At 68.5% G+C, this 15,059-nt stretch carries 13 protein-coding genes and 3 tRNA genes; 12 read left to right on the forward strand and 4 right to left on the reverse strand.

Features of this window, described 5'->3' with window-relative positions; translation table 11 throughout:
- Nucleotides 1-7 precede the first annotated feature (7 nt).
- Entirely contained in the window at nucleotides 8-796 is a 789-nt protein-coding gene (locus CFREN_RS05395) for a fumarylacetoacetate hydrolase family protein (RefSeq protein WP_035123816.1), read from the forward strand.
- A 72-nt stretch (nucleotides 797-868) separates the two neighbouring features.
- On the opposite strand, the gene CFREN_RS05400 is transcribed toward CFREN_RS05395, so the two are convergent.
- Nucleotides 869-2,011 (reverse strand): isochorismate synthase, encoded by a 1,143-nt coding sequence (locus CFREN_RS05400; RefSeq protein ID WP_209653321.1) that lies wholly within the window; start codon nucleotides 2,009-2,011, stop codon nucleotides 869-871.
- A gap of 179 nt (nucleotides 2,012-2,190) precedes the next feature.
- Nucleotides 2,191-2,973 (reverse strand): SDR family oxidoreductase, encoded by a 783-nt coding sequence (locus CFREN_RS05405; RefSeq protein ID WP_209653319.1) that lies wholly within the window; start codon nucleotides 2,971-2,973, stop codon nucleotides 2,191-2,193.
- A gap of 37 nt (nucleotides 2,974-3,010) precedes the next feature.
- On the opposite strand from CFREN_RS05405, the gene CFREN_RS05410 reads away from it, so the two are divergent.
- Nucleotides 3,011-3,733 (forward strand): TIM barrel protein, encoded by a 723-nt coding sequence (locus tag CFREN_RS05410; RefSeq protein ID WP_209653317.1) that lies wholly within the window; start codon nucleotides 3,011-3,013, stop codon nucleotides 3,731-3,733.
- Nucleotides 3,734-3,743: 10 nt separating this feature from the next.
- Here the strand turns inward: CFREN_RS05410 and CFREN_RS05415 are convergent, their stop codons facing one another.
- Nucleotides 3,744-4,745: an SLAC1 anion channel family protein gene (locus CFREN_RS05415; protein ID WP_209653314.1), complete on the reverse strand. Its 1,002-nt coding sequence runs from the start codon at nucleotides 4,743-4,745 to the stop codon at nucleotides 3,744-3,746.
- A gap of 109 nt (nucleotides 4,746-4,854) precedes the next feature.
- On the opposite strand from CFREN_RS05415, the gene gltX reads away from it, so the two are divergent.
- The 5 genes from gltX (at nucleotide 4,855) to CFREN_RS05440 (ending at nucleotide 8,676) form a co-directional block, all read left to right on the forward strand.
- Nucleotides 4,855-6,342 (forward strand): glutamate--tRNA ligase, encoded by a 1,488-nt coding sequence (gltX, locus tag CFREN_RS05420; protein ID WP_209653312.1) that lies wholly within the window; start codon nucleotides 4,855-4,857, stop codon nucleotides 6,340-6,342.
- Nucleotides 6,343-6,479: 137 nt separating this feature from the next.
- Nucleotides 6,480-6,551: transfer RNA gene (locus CFREN_RS05425), tRNA-Gln, on the forward strand.
- Nucleotides 6,552-6,593: 42 nt separating this feature from the next.
- A tRNA-Glu gene (locus CFREN_RS05430) sits at nucleotides 6,594-6,669 on the forward strand.
- 223 nt (nucleotides 6,670-6,892) lie between these two features.
- Nucleotides 6,893-6,965, forward strand: a tRNA-Glu gene (locus CFREN_RS05435).
- A 484-nt stretch (nucleotides 6,966-7,449) separates the two neighbouring features.
- On the forward strand, nucleotides 7,450-8,676 hold the full coding sequence (locus tag CFREN_RS05440) for an IS30 family transposase (RefSeq protein WP_141742971.1): 1,227 nt from the start codon (nucleotides 7,450-7,452) through the stop codon (nucleotides 8,674-8,676).
- A 37-nt stretch (nucleotides 8,677-8,713) separates the two neighbouring features.
- On the opposite strand, the gene CFREN_RS05445 is transcribed toward CFREN_RS05440, so the two are convergent.
- Nucleotides 8,714-9,145, reverse strand: coding sequence for a carboxymuconolactone decarboxylase family protein (locus tag CFREN_RS05445; RefSeq protein ID WP_035122119.1), 432 nt, complete (start codon nucleotides 9,143-9,145; stop codon nucleotides 8,714-8,716).
- A 139-nt stretch (nucleotides 9,146-9,284) separates the two neighbouring features.
- On the opposite strand from CFREN_RS05445, the gene CFREN_RS05450 reads away from it, so the two are divergent.
- From CFREN_RS05450 to CFREN_RS05470, 5 genes are read left to right on the forward strand one after another with little or no spacing between them, the layout of a single operon-like run.
- Nucleotides 9,285-9,884, forward strand: a complete 600-nt coding sequence (locus CFREN_RS05450) for an ATP-binding cassette domain-containing protein (protein WP_209653310.1) — start codon at nucleotides 9,285-9,287, stop codon at nucleotides 9,882-9,884.
- The gene (locus CFREN_RS05455) at nucleotides 9,881-10,534 is read left to right on the forward strand and encodes an ATP-binding cassette domain-containing protein (RefSeq protein WP_209653288.1); all 654 of its coding nucleotides are present in this window, start codon (nucleotides 9,881-9,883) and stop codon (nucleotides 10,532-10,534) included. The genes CFREN_RS05450 and CFREN_RS05455 overlap by 4 nt, the downstream gene beginning before the upstream one ends.
- Entirely contained in the window at nucleotides 10,531-11,766 is a 1,236-nt protein-coding gene (locus CFREN_RS05460) for an MFS transporter (protein ID WP_425321490.1), read from the forward strand. Before CFREN_RS05455 ends, CFREN_RS05460 begins: the two co-directional genes overlap by 4 nt.
- A 52-nt stretch (nucleotides 11,767-11,818) precedes the next feature.
- Nucleotides 11,819-13,285 carry an ABC transporter substrate-binding protein gene (locus CFREN_RS05465; RefSeq protein WP_209653286.1) on the forward strand — a complete coding sequence of 489 codons (1,467 nt, stop codon included), beginning with the start codon at nucleotides 11,819-11,821 and terminating at the stop codon, nucleotides 13,283-13,285.
- Nucleotides 13,282-14,976, forward strand: coding sequence for an ABC transporter permease subunit (locus tag CFREN_RS05470; RefSeq protein WP_246580184.1), 1,695 nt, complete (start codon nucleotides 13,282-13,284; stop codon nucleotides 14,974-14,976). Before CFREN_RS05465 ends, CFREN_RS05470 begins: the two co-directional genes overlap by 4 nt.
- The last annotated feature ends 83 nt before the right edge of the window (nucleotides 14,977-15,059 follow it).

The raw sequence follows: 15,059 nt of genomic DNA on the forward strand, positions 1-15,059 counted from the left end.
GTCCCGCATGCGTATTGCTCGAATCGCCCATCCCGAGGGCATGTGCTTCGCGCTCGTGGAGGGCGAAGGTGACGGTGTCCAGCTGCATGAAATCGAAGGTCACCCGTTCGGCGAGGTGACCAAGACCGGCCGTGCGTGGCCGCTCGCCGACGTGCGTCTGCTCGCGCCGATGCTGCCGTCGAAGGTGGTCGCCATCGGCCGCAACTACGCGGACCACGTCAAGGAGGTTTTCAAGACCTCCGGCGAGTCGCTGCCGCCGACGCTGTTCCTGAAGCCGCCGACGGCGGTCATCGGCCCGGAGGCCCCGATCCGCATCCCGGATTTCGCCACGAAGGTGGAGTTCGAGGGCGAGCTGGCGCTGGTGATCGGCAAGCCGTGCAAGAACGTCAAGGCGGCCGACGCCGAGTCGGTCATCTTCGGCTACACCATCGTCAACGACGTGTCGTCGCGTGATCTGCAGTTCGCGGACGGCCAGTGGGCGCGCGCGAAGGGCATCGACACGTTCTGCCCGCTGGGTCCGTGGATCCAGACGGAGCTGGATTACGAGGATCTGCCGATCAAGGCGCACCTGACGCAGAACGGCGTGACCGAAACCAAGCAGGATTCGAACTCCAACCAGATGATCATGTCGATTCCGGAGATCATCGAGTTCATCACCGCGTCGATCACCCTGCTGCCGGGTGACGTCATCTGCACCGGTTCGCCGGCCGGCACCGCGTCGATGTTCCCGGGCGACCGCATCGAGATCGAGATCCCGGGCATCGGTTCCCTGGCCAACCCGGTCGAGCGCGCTTAGCTTTTCGTCGCGTTTTCGCTTGACGACGACGCCCCTCCCGGACCTTCGCGGTCGGGGAGGGGTTTTCGCGTGTCAGAGTCCGAATGCCCGCAGGACGGTGCGGAGTTTCGCGGTGGTTTCGGCGAGTTCTTCTTCCGGGTTGGATTCGGTGACGATGCCGCCGCCGGCCCACAGTCGGGCGTCGGTGCCGGCGGCGTCGATTTCGGCGCAGCGGATGGAGACGACGAATTCGCCGTCGCCGTCGGAGTCGCACCAGCCGACGCAGCCGGCGTAGAAGCCGCGGTCGGATTCGACGGCTTCGATGACGCTCATGGCGGATTCGGTGGGGGTGCCGCAGATCGCCGGGGTGGGGTGGACCAGCAGCGCCAGGTCCAGGGCGGAGATGACGGGATTCTTCAGTTCGCCCCGGATGAACGTGCCCAGGTGCCACATCTCGGAGGTGCTCAGCAGCTGGGGTTCGTGGGGCACGTCGAGGTGGGAGCAGATCGGGTCGAGGTTGTCGGCGATGTCGTCGACGACGAAGGCGTGCTCCTCGTTGTTCTTGCGCGAGGCGGCGAGTTTCGCGGCGGCGGCTTCGTCTTCGTCGCGGTCGCGGGAGCGGGGAGCGGAGCCGGCCAGCGGGAAGGCTTCGACGATGGTGCCGCGGCGGCGGACGAGCATCTCGGGGGAGGAACCCACGAGCAGACGACCGGTGAACCGACCGCCCGCGGGGCCGAGGTCGGCGACGAAACCGTCGCGGTTGGGCGACTGGTCGATGAGCCGCGCCGACAGCTGCAGGGGGTCGATGGCGGGGTTGATGGCCAGGTCGACGGCGCGGGCCAGGACGATCTTCTCCAGGCCCGAGACCTTCATGGTGCGGATCGCGGCGTCGATGCGCTCGAGGTGTTCCGCGGGCGCGGGGTCGTGTCCGAGGATGCGGGCCTTCATCTCCGGCGAGTTCCACCGGTAGTGGGCCGGCGGTTCGAGGGGTTGCTCGGAGCGGATGATCTCGCGGGGCACGGTCAGCGCGGCGGGGCGTTCCGGGTTGAACGGGATCGCGCCGACGACCATCTGGTGCTCGCCGCGGCGCAGGCGCTCGGCGGCCAGCCACGGGTCGGTGTACGTGGCCAGCGACCCCTGGGTGCGCACCGAGCCGTGGCTGCGGGAGAGCAGGAAATCCGGGGCGGTGGCGGGGCGGCCGTCGAAAGTGGCGCGTTCGTCGCCTTCCGAGTTCATCGGATCCGTTCACCGCCTTCCCGTGCTCGACCTTGCGGAACACCGGAAAAGGGCTGGTCGACGCGGTGCGTCGCCGTGGCCGGTCCGGTGTTCCGGGGCTGGTTCGATGATACCCAGCGGGTGCCGGGGAACCGATTCGTCCCCGATACCTCCACGTCAGAGGGATTCACGGCGGCGGCTCAGCCCCGCCCGGCGAAGGGCATTCCGGCGGCGGTGACGGTGAGTTGGTCGACGACGGCGCTCGGCGGCAGCGATGCGGCGTAGACGAAGGCGCGGGCGGCCTCAGCGGCCGGGAACGTCGGCTCGACCAGGCGGGAGCCGTCGGCCTGCAGTGCGCCGGTCGACGCCCCGAATCCGGCGAGCAGTCCGGTGGCGGCGTTGCCGATGTCGATGCGGGTGGCGGTGATTCCGTGCGGCCTGCCGTCGAGCGAGGTGACGGCGGCCAGTCCGGCCAGGCCGGCCTTCGACGCGGCGTAGGGCGCGGAGTGCGGCCGCGGGGTTTGGGCGGCGATGGAGCCGTTGAACAGGATGCGCCCGCCGGACGGGTCCTGTGCGGCCATGGCGCGGAAGGCGGCGCGGGCGGTGAGGAACGCGCCGGTCAAGTTGATGTCGATGGTCTCGCGGAAGCCCGCGGGGTCGACGTCGCCGAGCGGGGCGGTCGGCCCGGGCACTCCGGCGTTGACGACGGCCAGGTCGAGGCGCCCGTGGTCGGCGATGATGTCGGCGACCAGCGCGTCGACGTCGTCTTCGTCGGTGACGTCGCAGCGCGCCCAGCTCAGCCTGGCGGGGTCGGCGGCGCACGTCGTCTCGAGCGGTTCGGGCGTGCGGCCGCAGATGCGCACGGTCCATCCGTCGGCGGCCAGTGCGGTGGCGACTTCGGCGCCGATGCCGGCTCCGCCTCCGGTCACGAGGGCGATGCGCGGGGTCGCGTCCGCGGGTGCATGGTCCTTGACCTGGTTCATGCCGAAGATTGTGGCATGTGCCACTAGCCTGGCGGGCATGACCCCCGCCACGCACGTCGCCAATTGTTCGACCCTCTTTCCGGGGCTCGCCCCCGCCGAGGCCGCCCGCGCCGCCGCCCGGGCCGGGTACCGCGAGGTCGAGTTCTGGTGGCCGTTCGCCGTCGAGGATCCGTCGGAGGCCGACATCGTGGGCTTCGCCGATGGTCTGCGCGACGCCGGCGTCGAGTTGGTCGCCGTCAATTTGTGGGGCGGCGACATGGCGGCGGGGCAGCGGGGGGTGTTGCACGAAAGGATGCTTTCCGACGCGCACCTGGACGCCGTCCGGCGGTTGATGCGGCTGACGGGGGTGTCGATGGGCAATCTGCTGCCCGGCGCGGGCGGGCCCGAGGTGACGGAGGTGCAGCGGCGACACGTGCGTGCCGTGGCGGATGCGTTGCCGGGGTTCACGCCGCTGATCGAGCCGATGTCCGGCAACCCGGATCTGCCGGTGCGCGACCCGTGGACGGCGACGCAACTGTGCCGGGAGACGGGCGCGGGGCTGCTGCTCGACGTGTTCCATCTCGCCGAACTCGGCGTCGACGTCGACGACTGGCTCGACGACGTGGCGGCGGGGAAGCAGCCCCTGCCGCATCACGTGCAGATCGCCGATTCACCGGGCCGGGGCGCGCCGGGCGGCGGGGACGCGCCGATCGAGGCGTGGCTGGGGCGGCTGGCCGACCTCGGCTACGAGGGGCGCGTCGCCGACGAGTGGCTGGGGTAGCGCCCCCGGGTCACTCCGCGACGAAGATTCCGCCGCGGGCGATGGCGTTGACGGTCTTGCCCCACAGCCACGCGATGACCAGCGAGGCGATGGCGAGGAAGAAGATGCCGAACACGGTGGAGTAGAGCAGCGTCGCGGCGGCCATGGCGGCCAGGGGGAAGGACATCGCCCAGTGGGGGATGTTGAACGGCAGCTCGATGATCTCGGGGAGCATGGTCAGCGCCAGCAGCAGGAACGCGCCGGCGGTGGACAGCAGCGCGGCGCCGGCGAGGTTGGGGTCGTCCAGGTCGCCGAACAGCGACAGAGCAGCGACAGAGCCGACGGCCGGCGGGGCGACGAGGATGAGCACCGTCGGCCGGAACTTCGGGGGCATCGCCTGGTGGGTGAACAGGCGCAGCAGCACGATCGGCAGGACGCCGAGCCACATGATGATGCCCACGGAGAAGCTGAACACGCTCATGCCGACGTTGCCGAAGCTCACGCCCGCCAGAGGCACCAGAACGTTGCCGACCACGGGGATGAACCATGCCGGGGTGACGTGGTCGAGGGTGATGCGCGGGTGGATCCACATGCGCATGGTCAGCAACATGCCGGCGAGGTGGCCGACGGAGCCGACCCACCACATGCCCTCGGCGACGGCGTCGGGTAGGACGGCGCGGCCGGACGTCGCCAGGATGACCAGCGACACCGTGATCGCCGTGAGGAACGTGACCTTCATCGGGTGGCGCAGGTCCGCCAGCAGGCGTTCGCGGGAGGAGATGCGCACGCCGTAGGCGATGAGGAGGGCGACGTAGACGGCGGCCGCGAGCCAGAACAGGGCGTCGGCGATGAACGCCGGGGTGCCCAGCACGTCGTGCGCGCAGCGCCACGCCATCGCGAGCCCGCCGGTGCCCATCACCGTGGCGAACAGGGGGAGCGGGGTCAGCCGCAGCTTGTCCATCAGGGTCGGGGCGGTTGCGCTTCCGGGCTTGCCGACGGCGCCGCCGGGCTGGTCATCGCTGGTCACGTTCATGAATTGCCATTAAACCCCAGGGGGTATAAATGGGCAAGTGATCGGCCACGCGGCCGGGCCTCCCCCTTGGCCGCGAGCGTGCAGGCGGGGGCGGGTATCGTCGTCAAGCATGTCTGATGTTCGCGTTCGCTTTTGCCCCTCGCCGACCGGCACCCCACACGTCGGCCTGATCCGAACCGCCCTCTTCAATTGGGCGTACGCCCGCCACACCGGCGGCAAGCTCGTGTTCCGCATCGAGGACACCGATGCCGCGCGCGACTCCGAAGAGTCCTACCAGGCCATCATCGAGGCGCTGACCTGGCTCGGCCTCGACTGGGACGAGGGCATCGACGTCGGCGGACCGCACGGCCCGTACCGCCAGTCGCAGCGCAACGACATCTACGCCGACGTCCTGGCCAAGCTCATCGAGGCCGGCGAGGCCTACGAGTCCTTCTCCACCCCGGAGGAGACCGAGGCCCGCCACCGCGCCGCCGGACGCGACCCGAAGCTCGGCTACGACAACCACGACCGCAACCTCACCGACGAGGAGAAGGCCGCCTTCCGCGCCGAAGGCCGCAAGCCCGTCATCCGCCTGCGCATGCCCGACGAGGACATCGCCTTCGACGACCTCGTTCGCGGGCGCGTCGAGTTCAAGGCCGGCGTCGTCTCCGACTTCGTCATCGCCCGCTCCACCGGTGAGCCCCTTTACACCCTGGTCAACCCCGTCGACGACGCGCTGATGGAAATCACCCACGTCCTGCGCGGCGAGGACCTTTTGCCGTCGACCCCGCGGCAGATCGCCCTGTACCGCGCCCTGGAGCGCATCGGCATCGGCTCCGGCGTTCCGAAGTTCGGGCACCTGCCGTTCGTCATGGGCGAGGGCAACAAGAAACTGTCCAAGCGCGATCCCGAGTCGGACTTGTTCATCCACCGCCGCAACGGTTTCCTCCCGGAGGGGTTGCTCAACTACCTGGCTCTGCTGGGCTGGTCCATCTCCGCGGACAACGAAGTCTTCACCATGGACGAGATGGTCGCCGCCTTCGACGTCGCCGACGTCAACTCCAACCCGGCCCGCTTCGACCAGAAGAAGGCCGACGCCATCAACGCCGAGCACGTCCGCCGCCTCGCGCCCGAGGATTTCGCGGCCCGCCTGCGCACCTACCTGGCCGAGACCCGCGACTGGCCCGTCGACTACCCGGCGAAGGACTTCGCGTTCCTGGCGGAACTGGTGCAGACGCGCATCAAGACCCTCGGCGAGGCCTGGGACCTGGTGAAGTTCCTCGTCGTGTCCGACGACGACTTCGAGCTCGACGAGCGCTCCGCCCGCCGCAACCTCAAGGACGACGCCGTCGCGGCGCTCGACGCCACCATCGCGGCGGTGGAGGGTCTGGCGGAGGAGGACTTCGCCACGCCGGCCATCGAGGCCGCGCTGCAGAAGGCCCTCATCGAGGATCTGGAACTCAAGCCCCGCAAGGCGTTCGGCCCCGTCCGCGTCGCCATCACCGGCAACCAGGTCTCGCCGCCGCTGTTCGAGTCCATGGAGCTGCTCGGCCGCGAGAAGTCGCTCGCACGCCTGAAGGCCGCCCGCGCCGTCACGCCCTGGCCGACCGACGCGTAAGCGGGAAGGTGCGCAACCGAGCGAATTACGCGCTTGTTTTCCCTCTGACCAGCGGATTTGTGTGGTTGCGCGCCTTCTGGCTATATTAGTCCTCGTTGCAACGGCAGCCGGTCGAAAGGCCGGAGGTCGAAGCGCGATGGCCTATGGTGTAATTGGCAACACTACGGTTTCTGGTACCGTCATTCTAGGTTCGAGTCCTGGTAGGCCAGCTGAATTCCAGCAGATCGGAAACGATCCGCAGCGAGTTCTGCGCCCCGTTCGTCTAGCGGCCTAGGACACCGCCCTCTCACGGCGGCGGCACGGGTTCAAATCCCGTACGGGGTACCACGAAAAGACCTCCACCTTCCGGTGGGGGTCTTTTTTCGCGTTGATTCCGGTCGCTCCGATCCTGGTTGGCCCGCGACGACCGGTGCCGGGCGCACGCCGCACGGTGGACGCGAAAATGGGGTCTCACCAGGCGATTAGGAGCGCACGGCGGGTGTTGCTAATCTTCTTCTCGTCAGCGCAGAGCGGGTGGGACGGAGTCGTTCCGGCCGCGCTCGCCGTCCGAGCCCCGTTCGTCTAGCGGCCCAGGACACCGCCCTCTCACGGCGGCGGCACGGGTTCAAATCCCGTACGGGGTACGAAGAGGAAAAGCCCCCGCGAAAGCGGGGGCTTTTCGCATGCGCGCCGCAGCTTGGGTTCTATCGGTCGTTGCAACACCCCTACCCACCAGGGGACCCAACGACCATGGCACCACGCCACCCGTTCTACTCACTGACGCCCACCGACCAACAGGCTCTTGCCCAAGCCCTGTCACAACCGGGAACTTCCATCCGCTCGGCGGCCCACACGCTGGGACTGCACTACCGGCATTGCCTCAACTTCGCCCACACCCATGGCCTGGTACCACCACGGCCAACACCACCGGCCGACACCATCAACCGGGCCGTCGACCGCGTTGCGGCCGGTTCCACCCTGACCCAAGCCGCCCGTGACTGTGGCATCAGCATCTCGGCGGTATTCAACGCCGCCCGCGCCGCCGGCGTCCACCAACCCCGCCCGATGCCTCGCGGTGCCGCAGCGACAACTCGCCGAGTCGAGTATCTAACGCTGCGTCTATCAGCACTGACCCGCACCGATGCCGCCGCAGCCTGCGGCATCAGCCCCCGCACCGCCTTGGACTTCGACAAAGGGGTAACCAAAACCGGTACCCGGCCGCGCACACGCTTCATCCCCACCGGCGCCGACGCCGCCCAGTACAACAGACTCATGACCACTTTGCTGACGCACCATGACGTCATCGAACCCGGCCGGCAACCCGATCCCGCCAATCACCCCACCATTGACCCGTATCACCGGATCCACCCGCGCTACCTGTCGCTGACTGAACGGGAAACCATCGCCGACCTGCGGCGGGAAGGATGGTCCATGCGGGCCATCGCCGGGCACCTGGGACGTAGCCCGTCGACGATCAGCCGCGAGTTAGCCAACAACCGCAGCGCCGACGGGCCCTACCGGCCCATCGCCGCAGCACGCAAAGCCGCGGCCCGTAGGCTTCGGCCCAAACAACCCAAAATCGCCGGTGACGCGATGCTGGCGCAGCTGATCCAAACAAAGTTGGATCTGCGGTGGTCCCCCGAACAGATCGCTGCATGGCTACGCCGGGCCTATCCCCACGCCAAGGAGTGGCACGTGTGCCATGAAACGATCTACCAGGCCCTCTACGTCCAAGCCCGCGGCGGGCTGAAAAAGCAAGTCGCCGCAGCGCTGCGCACCGGCCGCGCACGGCGAGTGCCCAACGGTGACCCGGCCCAGCGGCGGCGACGCTTCGTCGACGACATGGTCATGATCAGCCAGCGGCCCGCCGATGTCGAGGATCGGGCGGTGCCCGGGCATTGGGAAGGCGACTTGATCCTGGGTGCGGCCAACAAGTCCGCCATTGCCACGCTGGTTGAACGCACGACCCGCTACGTCATCCTGGTGCATCTGCCTGCCGGTCACGGTGCCACCGCCGTGCGTGATGGGCTCACCGCGGCGATCGGTTCGCTGCCCACGCACCTGCGGGGATCGTTGACCTGGGATCAAGGCTCGGAGATGGCCGGCCACAAGCAGTTCAGCGTCGCAGCCGAATGCCCGGTGTACTTCTGCGATCCGGCCAGTCCCTGGCAACGCGGTACCAATGAAAACACCAACGGCCTGTTGCGGCAGTACTTCCCCAAAGGAACTGACCTGTCGGCGCATTCGCCGGAGGACCTGGAGTTCGTCGCCCAGCAGCTCAACGGTCGTCCCCGGAAAACTCTTGGATGGGACACACCGGCTCAGCGGATGAGTGCTTTACTGGACGCGTCTTGATCCGCTGGTGTTGCAACGACTCCTAGAATCCGCCCAGTTACGCTTCGTCGGATTCTTCCTCGAGCGGGCCGAGCTCGGCGACGAGGACCTCCTGCGCGACCTTCATGGCCGACAGTGCGGCGGGCGCGCCGCAGTAGCCGGAGGCGTGGACGATGGCCTCGGTGATTTCGGTGCGGGTCAGGCCGTTGGCCAGCGCCCCCTTGATGTGTCCGCGCAGTTCCTCGGTGGCCCGCAGGGCGACCAGCATGCCGATGTTGAGCAGGGAGCGGTCGCGCTTGGCCAGCCCTTCGCGGCTCCAGACGGAGCCCCAGACGGTGGCGGTGATGTGCTTTTGCAGCGTCTCGCCGTCGGAGCCCGCGTTGCGTTCCAGGGCCGCGTCGACGAAGTCGTCGCCCATCACTTCCCGGCGGATACTGATGCCGGCGTCGTAGCGCTCGGAGGAGAAGAGGTCATCGTTGGGGTTGGTCATGGGCATCGAGTATAGGGCGCTGTGCAGGCGATTTCGGGACCTCGGGGACGGTTACCCCCATTGGTGACGCTTGCCTAAATCGGGAAGTGCTTGTGCGTGTTAGTGTTACGTTCCGAAAATCGTTGTCAAGAAGGACCTGATGAATCGAACGGCGACGCTGAGTCTGCGCGACGTCACCTCCCGTGCCGGTGACGCGACGCTGCTGCACATCGACGACCTCGATGTTTTCCCCGGCGACATCATCGCGGTGATGGGGCAGTCGGGGGCGGGGAAGACCACGCTGCTGAAGGAACTCCGGGACGCGGCCGCGGCCAAGGGACTGCCCGCGAGCTTCATCCAGCAGGACACGCTGGCGAGTCTCAATCCGCTCGTGCGCTGCGATCGCCAGGTCCGCATCCTCGCCGGCCGGGACGGAACGGAGGCGCTCGCCGCCTGCGGCATCACGCCGGAGCTCGCGCACCGTTATCCCATGAAGTTGTCGGGAGGGCAGCGTCAGCGCGTCGCCATCGCCGCGGCCTTGGCCGCCGATCCTGCTCCGGCGCTGCTGCTTGCCGACGAACCCACCTCATCCCTCGATCCGATCGCCACGCTGGAAGTGCTCGACGCCCTGACGTCCCTGCACCACGGCACGGATACGGCCATCGTCATCGCCACCCACGATCTCGGGGTGGCCCGGAAGATCGCCACGCGCCACCTCCTCGTCGAGGGCGGAGAAGTCCACGAGCGGGAGTGCCCATGATTTCCGTCGACAACGTCAATTGCCGGGGGCGTCTCACCGACGTCACCCTCGAGTTCCCGGCCGGGGCCAAGGTCGGCATCATGGGCCGGTCGGGTGCGGGCAAGAGCAGCCTGATCAGCGTCCTGACCGGCCAGCTGCTCCCGGATTCGGGCACCGTCGCCATGCCGTCGGGCGGCATCGGTTACATCCCGCAGGATCCGGGCACCACATTGCTGCCGAATCGCCCCGCCGTCGACAGCATCTGCGAGTTCGCCCGCGACTGCGTCAGCGACGTGCCGAAGGTGCTCGCCTCCCTCGGCCTGGATCCACAGCTCGCCGAGCGCAGGCCCTCGGAGCTGTCCGGCGGCCAGCGCCAGCGCATCGCCGTCGCCCGCGCCCTGATCGGCAACCCCGACCTGATCATCGCCGACGAGGCGTTTTCCGCCCTCGACTCGGACACCTCGGCGCTGCTGGAGCAGGTGCTGCTGGGAACCGAAGCGACGGTGCTGCTGATCTCCCATGACATCGCCAGACTGCTGCGGACGTGCACGCACATGGTCGTGCTCGCCGACGGCCGGGTCGTGTTTTCGGGCGACCTGGATGGTCTCGGCACCTGCGAGAAACCGGAGGTAGTGGAGTTGCTGGCGGCGGCGAAGGAGCTCGCGGGATGAGGACCGGAATGAAGGGGCTGCCCCGGAGAATCCAGGCGCTGCTGATCACCCAGATGCTCTTCAACATCGGGTTCTACCTGGTGGTGCCGTTCATCGCGGTGGAGATGACCGACTCCCTGGGCGCCTCCGGCGCCGTCGTCGGGCTGGTGCTGGGCGTGCGCACCTTCAGCCAACAGGGCATGTTCTTCCTCGGCGGCGGTCTGGCCGATCGGTTCGGCGCCATCAGGGTGCTGTTGGTCGGCGTGGCCATCAGAGTGCTCGGCTTCCTCGTCGCCGGCTCGGCCACGTCGGTGGAGATGATGCTCGTCGGCGTGATCCTCATCGGCTTTGCCGCGGCGCTGTTTTCTCCGGCGGTGGAATCGTTGCTGGCCTCCGGCGGCCATGAGCTGGAGGAACGGGGCGTGTGCACCAGGGCGCACCTGTTCGCGCTCGACGCCAGCTACTCGCGCATCGGTTCGCTGACCGGCCCGCTGTTGGGCGCGCTGCTGATCCCGGTGGGCTTTTCGTTGGTGTGCCACGTCGGCGCGGCCATCTTCGCGGGGATCTTCGTCATGCACCTCCTCCTGGTCCCGAGGTGGCGGGGCGTGCGCTCGACGAGCAGTGGATCGATGACCTCCGCGTGGGGCCGGATCCTGCGCAACCGCGGGTTCATGGTGTTCGCGCTGCTGTATTCGACCTACCTGCTGGCCTACAACCAGCAGTACCTGGCCCTGCCGGTGGAGCTGCGCCGCGCGACCGGCAGCGACGAGTATCTGAGCTGGTATTTCGCCATCGCCGCGGTGTTCGTCATCGGCCTGCAGACCACCATGACCGCCTGGGCGCAGCGCTTGGCCCCGTCGGTGGCCATCGGCGGCGGTTTCGCCCTGATGGCCCTGTCCTTCGCCGTCGTCGCGGTGTGCGCGCCGATCGAGATGTCCGGTTGGTGGGCGTTGGCGCCGTCGATGGTGATGCTGCTGGTCATGCACACCGGAATGATGATCGCGGTGCCGATCTCCAAGGATCTGGTGGGCACGCTGACCGGCAACCGGGATCTCGGTTCGGCCTACGGCTTCCTCAACAGCTTCGGCGGCTTGGCCGTGTTGCTGGGTTCGCTGGGCATCGGCGCGACGCTGGACTGGGCCGAGATTCCGCAGCCGGCGGCCGCGGTGCCCTGGATCATCATGACCGTGCTGCTGCTTATCTCCGCCGTGGGTCTGTCCAAGCTGCGCCACGGTGCCGGGCAAGAGAAATGACCATCAATTGAACGATCATCGAACGTTCATCGAACAAGGAACGCAACCAACCATGAAACGAAAGATCGGAATCCTCCTGGCCACCGCGGCCCTGCCGCTGACGCTGGCGGGGTGCTTCACCCAGGGAGCCGACGACGCCGACGCGCTGCGCGTCGCCCTGCAGTTCAATCCCGTGGCGGAGTTTTCGCCGTACTCCGACGACGCGGTGCTGGTGACCCGCGCCGGTGGCGCCGAAATGCTCGTGGGCATGGACGAAGACGGCATGGCCGTCCCGGAGCTGGCGGAGAGCTGGGAGGTCAAGGACGCCCGCACGGTCGTGTTCACCCTGCCGGAGGGCGTGACCTTCCAGGACGGCACCCCGGTCGACGGCGAGTCGGTCGCCAACTCGCTGTCCCGGTCCATCGGTGCCGCGGCGCGTCCGAAGGGGCTCGGCTCCAACACGCTGGAGGCCACCGCCACCGGTGAGCGGGAGGTCACGGTTACCTCGGACAAGGACGATCCGATCCTGGTCAACCGCTTCGCCGACCCGGGCACCATGATTCTCTCGCCGGGGGCGTACACGGGCGAGGCACCCGATCCCTTCGGCCACGGCACCGGTCCGTTCACGCTGACGACCAAGAACCCCGACGGCACCGTCTCGGCCGAAGCCTTCGAAGACTACCGCCTGGGCGCGCCCGCCACGGAGGCGCTGACGGTGTCCTTCATCGAAGACTCCGCCGCCCGCGTCAACGCGCTGCGCGCCGGAGAGCAGGACGTGGTCAAGGGCATCCCGATCGCCTCGCGCGGCGAGATCGGCGACGCCGACGTTTCCGACGTGGATCTGCCGCGCGTCAACCTGCTGCACTTCAACACGACCAAGGGCGTCTTCGCCGACGAGGAGCTGCGCACCGCCGTGGCTGCGGCCATCGACGCCGAGCCGGTCGTCCGCGACATCTTCGAGGGGCAGGCCGCCAACCCCAAGGGCTCGATCTTCAACCGGTCGTCGGACTGGGCCGACGCGACTCCGGAAACCACCGTGCAGCCCGGGGCCGAGGGCGAGGGCAAGAAGGTCACGCTGGCGACCTGGGACTCCCGTCCGGAGCTGCCGGATACCGCCAACCTGGTCGCCGACCAGCTGCGCACGATGGGCTTCGAGGTCGACGTCACCGTCGCCGACTACAACTCCCTGGAGCCCGACATGCTCGAGGGCAACTTCGACCTCATCGTCGGCTCGCGCAACTACATGATCGGCGCGTCCGATCCGGTCAGCTTCCTGCAGTCCGACTTCACCTGCGACAGCTCCTACAACCTGTCGCAGCTGTGCGACGCCGACATCGACGCCGAGATCGACAAGGCCGCCGAGCTGGCCGACCCGAAGGAGCGTCTGGCCGCGGCCGCCCGCATCGGCGCCATGATCGTGGCCGACGGCGCCGCCGTCCCGCTGGCGCACGAGCGGCTGCTCGTGGCCACCGACGGCGTCACCGGCATCGACCTGAACCCGATGGAGCGACACCTCATCACGGAGAAGACCGCCAAGTGATCGCGCGGAGGGTCGCCACGGTCGTCGTCTCGAGCGTGGCGCTGCTGGTTCTCACGGCCCTATTGCCGTGGCTGACCGGACGAGAGCCGGCCTACGCGGTGCTGCGCGCCCGCGAACGCGAGCGCGAGGCCACCCCCGAGCTGATCGAGGCCATCCGCACCGAGTACGACCTGCCGGCCAGTCCGTGGGAATCGCTGTCCCGGTGGTTCGGCGGCGCCGTCCGCGGCGACTTCGGCACCTCCTGGGTCACCGGCCGTGACGCGCTGGCCGCCGCCACCCACGGGCTCGGCATCACCATCGCGTTGACCATCGCCGCGACGGTGACCAGCGTCCTGCTGGCCTTCATCATCGTCCTGCCGCGCATCATCGGATCGCGGGCGGGGCGCTGGACTCCCGGCATCCTGGCGATTCTGGCGGCATTGCCCAGCTTCGTGCTGGCGGTGTTGCTGCTGTCGTGGTTCGCGGTCGGCTGGCGGATCTTCCCGGTCGGCGGGTGGAACTCCGTCGCCCACATGGTGCTGCCGACGCTGGCCATCGGCCTGCCCGCAGCCGGGCTCTACGGTCGTGTGTTGCTGATCTCCGTCGACACTGCGCTGGCGGAACCCTGGGTGGAATCGTGGCGTCTCAACGGTGTCGGGAAGTCCACGATCGTCGGCTACGTGGCCATGCGCGCCTTCCTGCCGACGCTGTCCCAGATCACGCTTTTCTTCGTGGGCACGCTGGCGGCGACCGCCGCGATCGAGGTCGCCTTCAACATCCCCGGCTTCGGCCGTGACGTCGTCGACGCCGCCACCGCGGGCGACATCCCGGTCCTGCAGGCCGCGGTCGCCGTCGTGCTGCTGTTCGGCATCACCTTCGGCACGGTCGCCCAGGTCGCTCGTGCGAGCGTTGCGCGCAAGCTCGCGGGCGGCGCCGCTCCGGCCGCCCGCCCGACCGTCTTCGGCGGGGGCGTGGGGTTGGCGCTGTCCATGATCCCGATCGCCTTCATCGCGGCGGGCCTGCCCCGAAGCGCCGCCATCGAGTCCTCCCGGAGGCTGCAGGCGCCGTCGTGGTCGCATCCGCTCGGCACCGACCAACTCGGCCGCGACATCTGGGCGCGGCTCGCCGACGGCATCGGCTCCACCATCGGCATCGCAGTCATCGTGACCGTCATCTGCGCCCTCATCGCGCTCGTGCTTGGCCACATGGGCCCGTCGGTCCAGTACCTCGGCGACGCCATGAACGCCGTGCCCGCCATCCTCCTGGGCCTGGTGCTCGCCGGCGTCCTGGGGCGTTCGGTGCTCACCGCGTCCATCGCGGTGCTGCTGGTCGGCTGGATTCCGCTGGCCGCCCACTGCGCGGAAGTGGCGGCGGAGGCGGCGGCGACCGGGCATTACCGATACGCCCGGACGATGGGTGCCGGTCGTTGGCATCTGCTGCGCCACCACGTGCTGCCGACGACAGTTCCGGCCGTGACCAAGCACGCCGTCACCCGCATCGCCCACAACGCCATCGCCCTGGCCTCGTTGGGCTTTCTCGGTGTCGGCGCCGCCGTGGGCAGCCCGGATTGGGGCGTGATCCTCAACGAATCCACCAATTATCTCGAACGGTCGCCGTGGATGGCCTGGGGGCCGATGATCGGTCTTGCCAGCCTCGGCGTCGCGGCCACGATCGCCACTGACCGCTTCGTCGGCCGGCGAGCCGCGAAATAGGGGTCACTCCAGGACGACCCGGCCATAGGCGGGCATGGCCAGGTACATGCGCATCCTTGGCAGCCGTACCCCGGCACACGCTG

Source organism: Corynebacterium freneyi (assembly GCF_030408835.1).
GTDB lineage: Bacteria > Actinomycetota > Actinomycetes > Mycobacteriales > Mycobacteriaceae > Corynebacterium > Corynebacterium freneyi.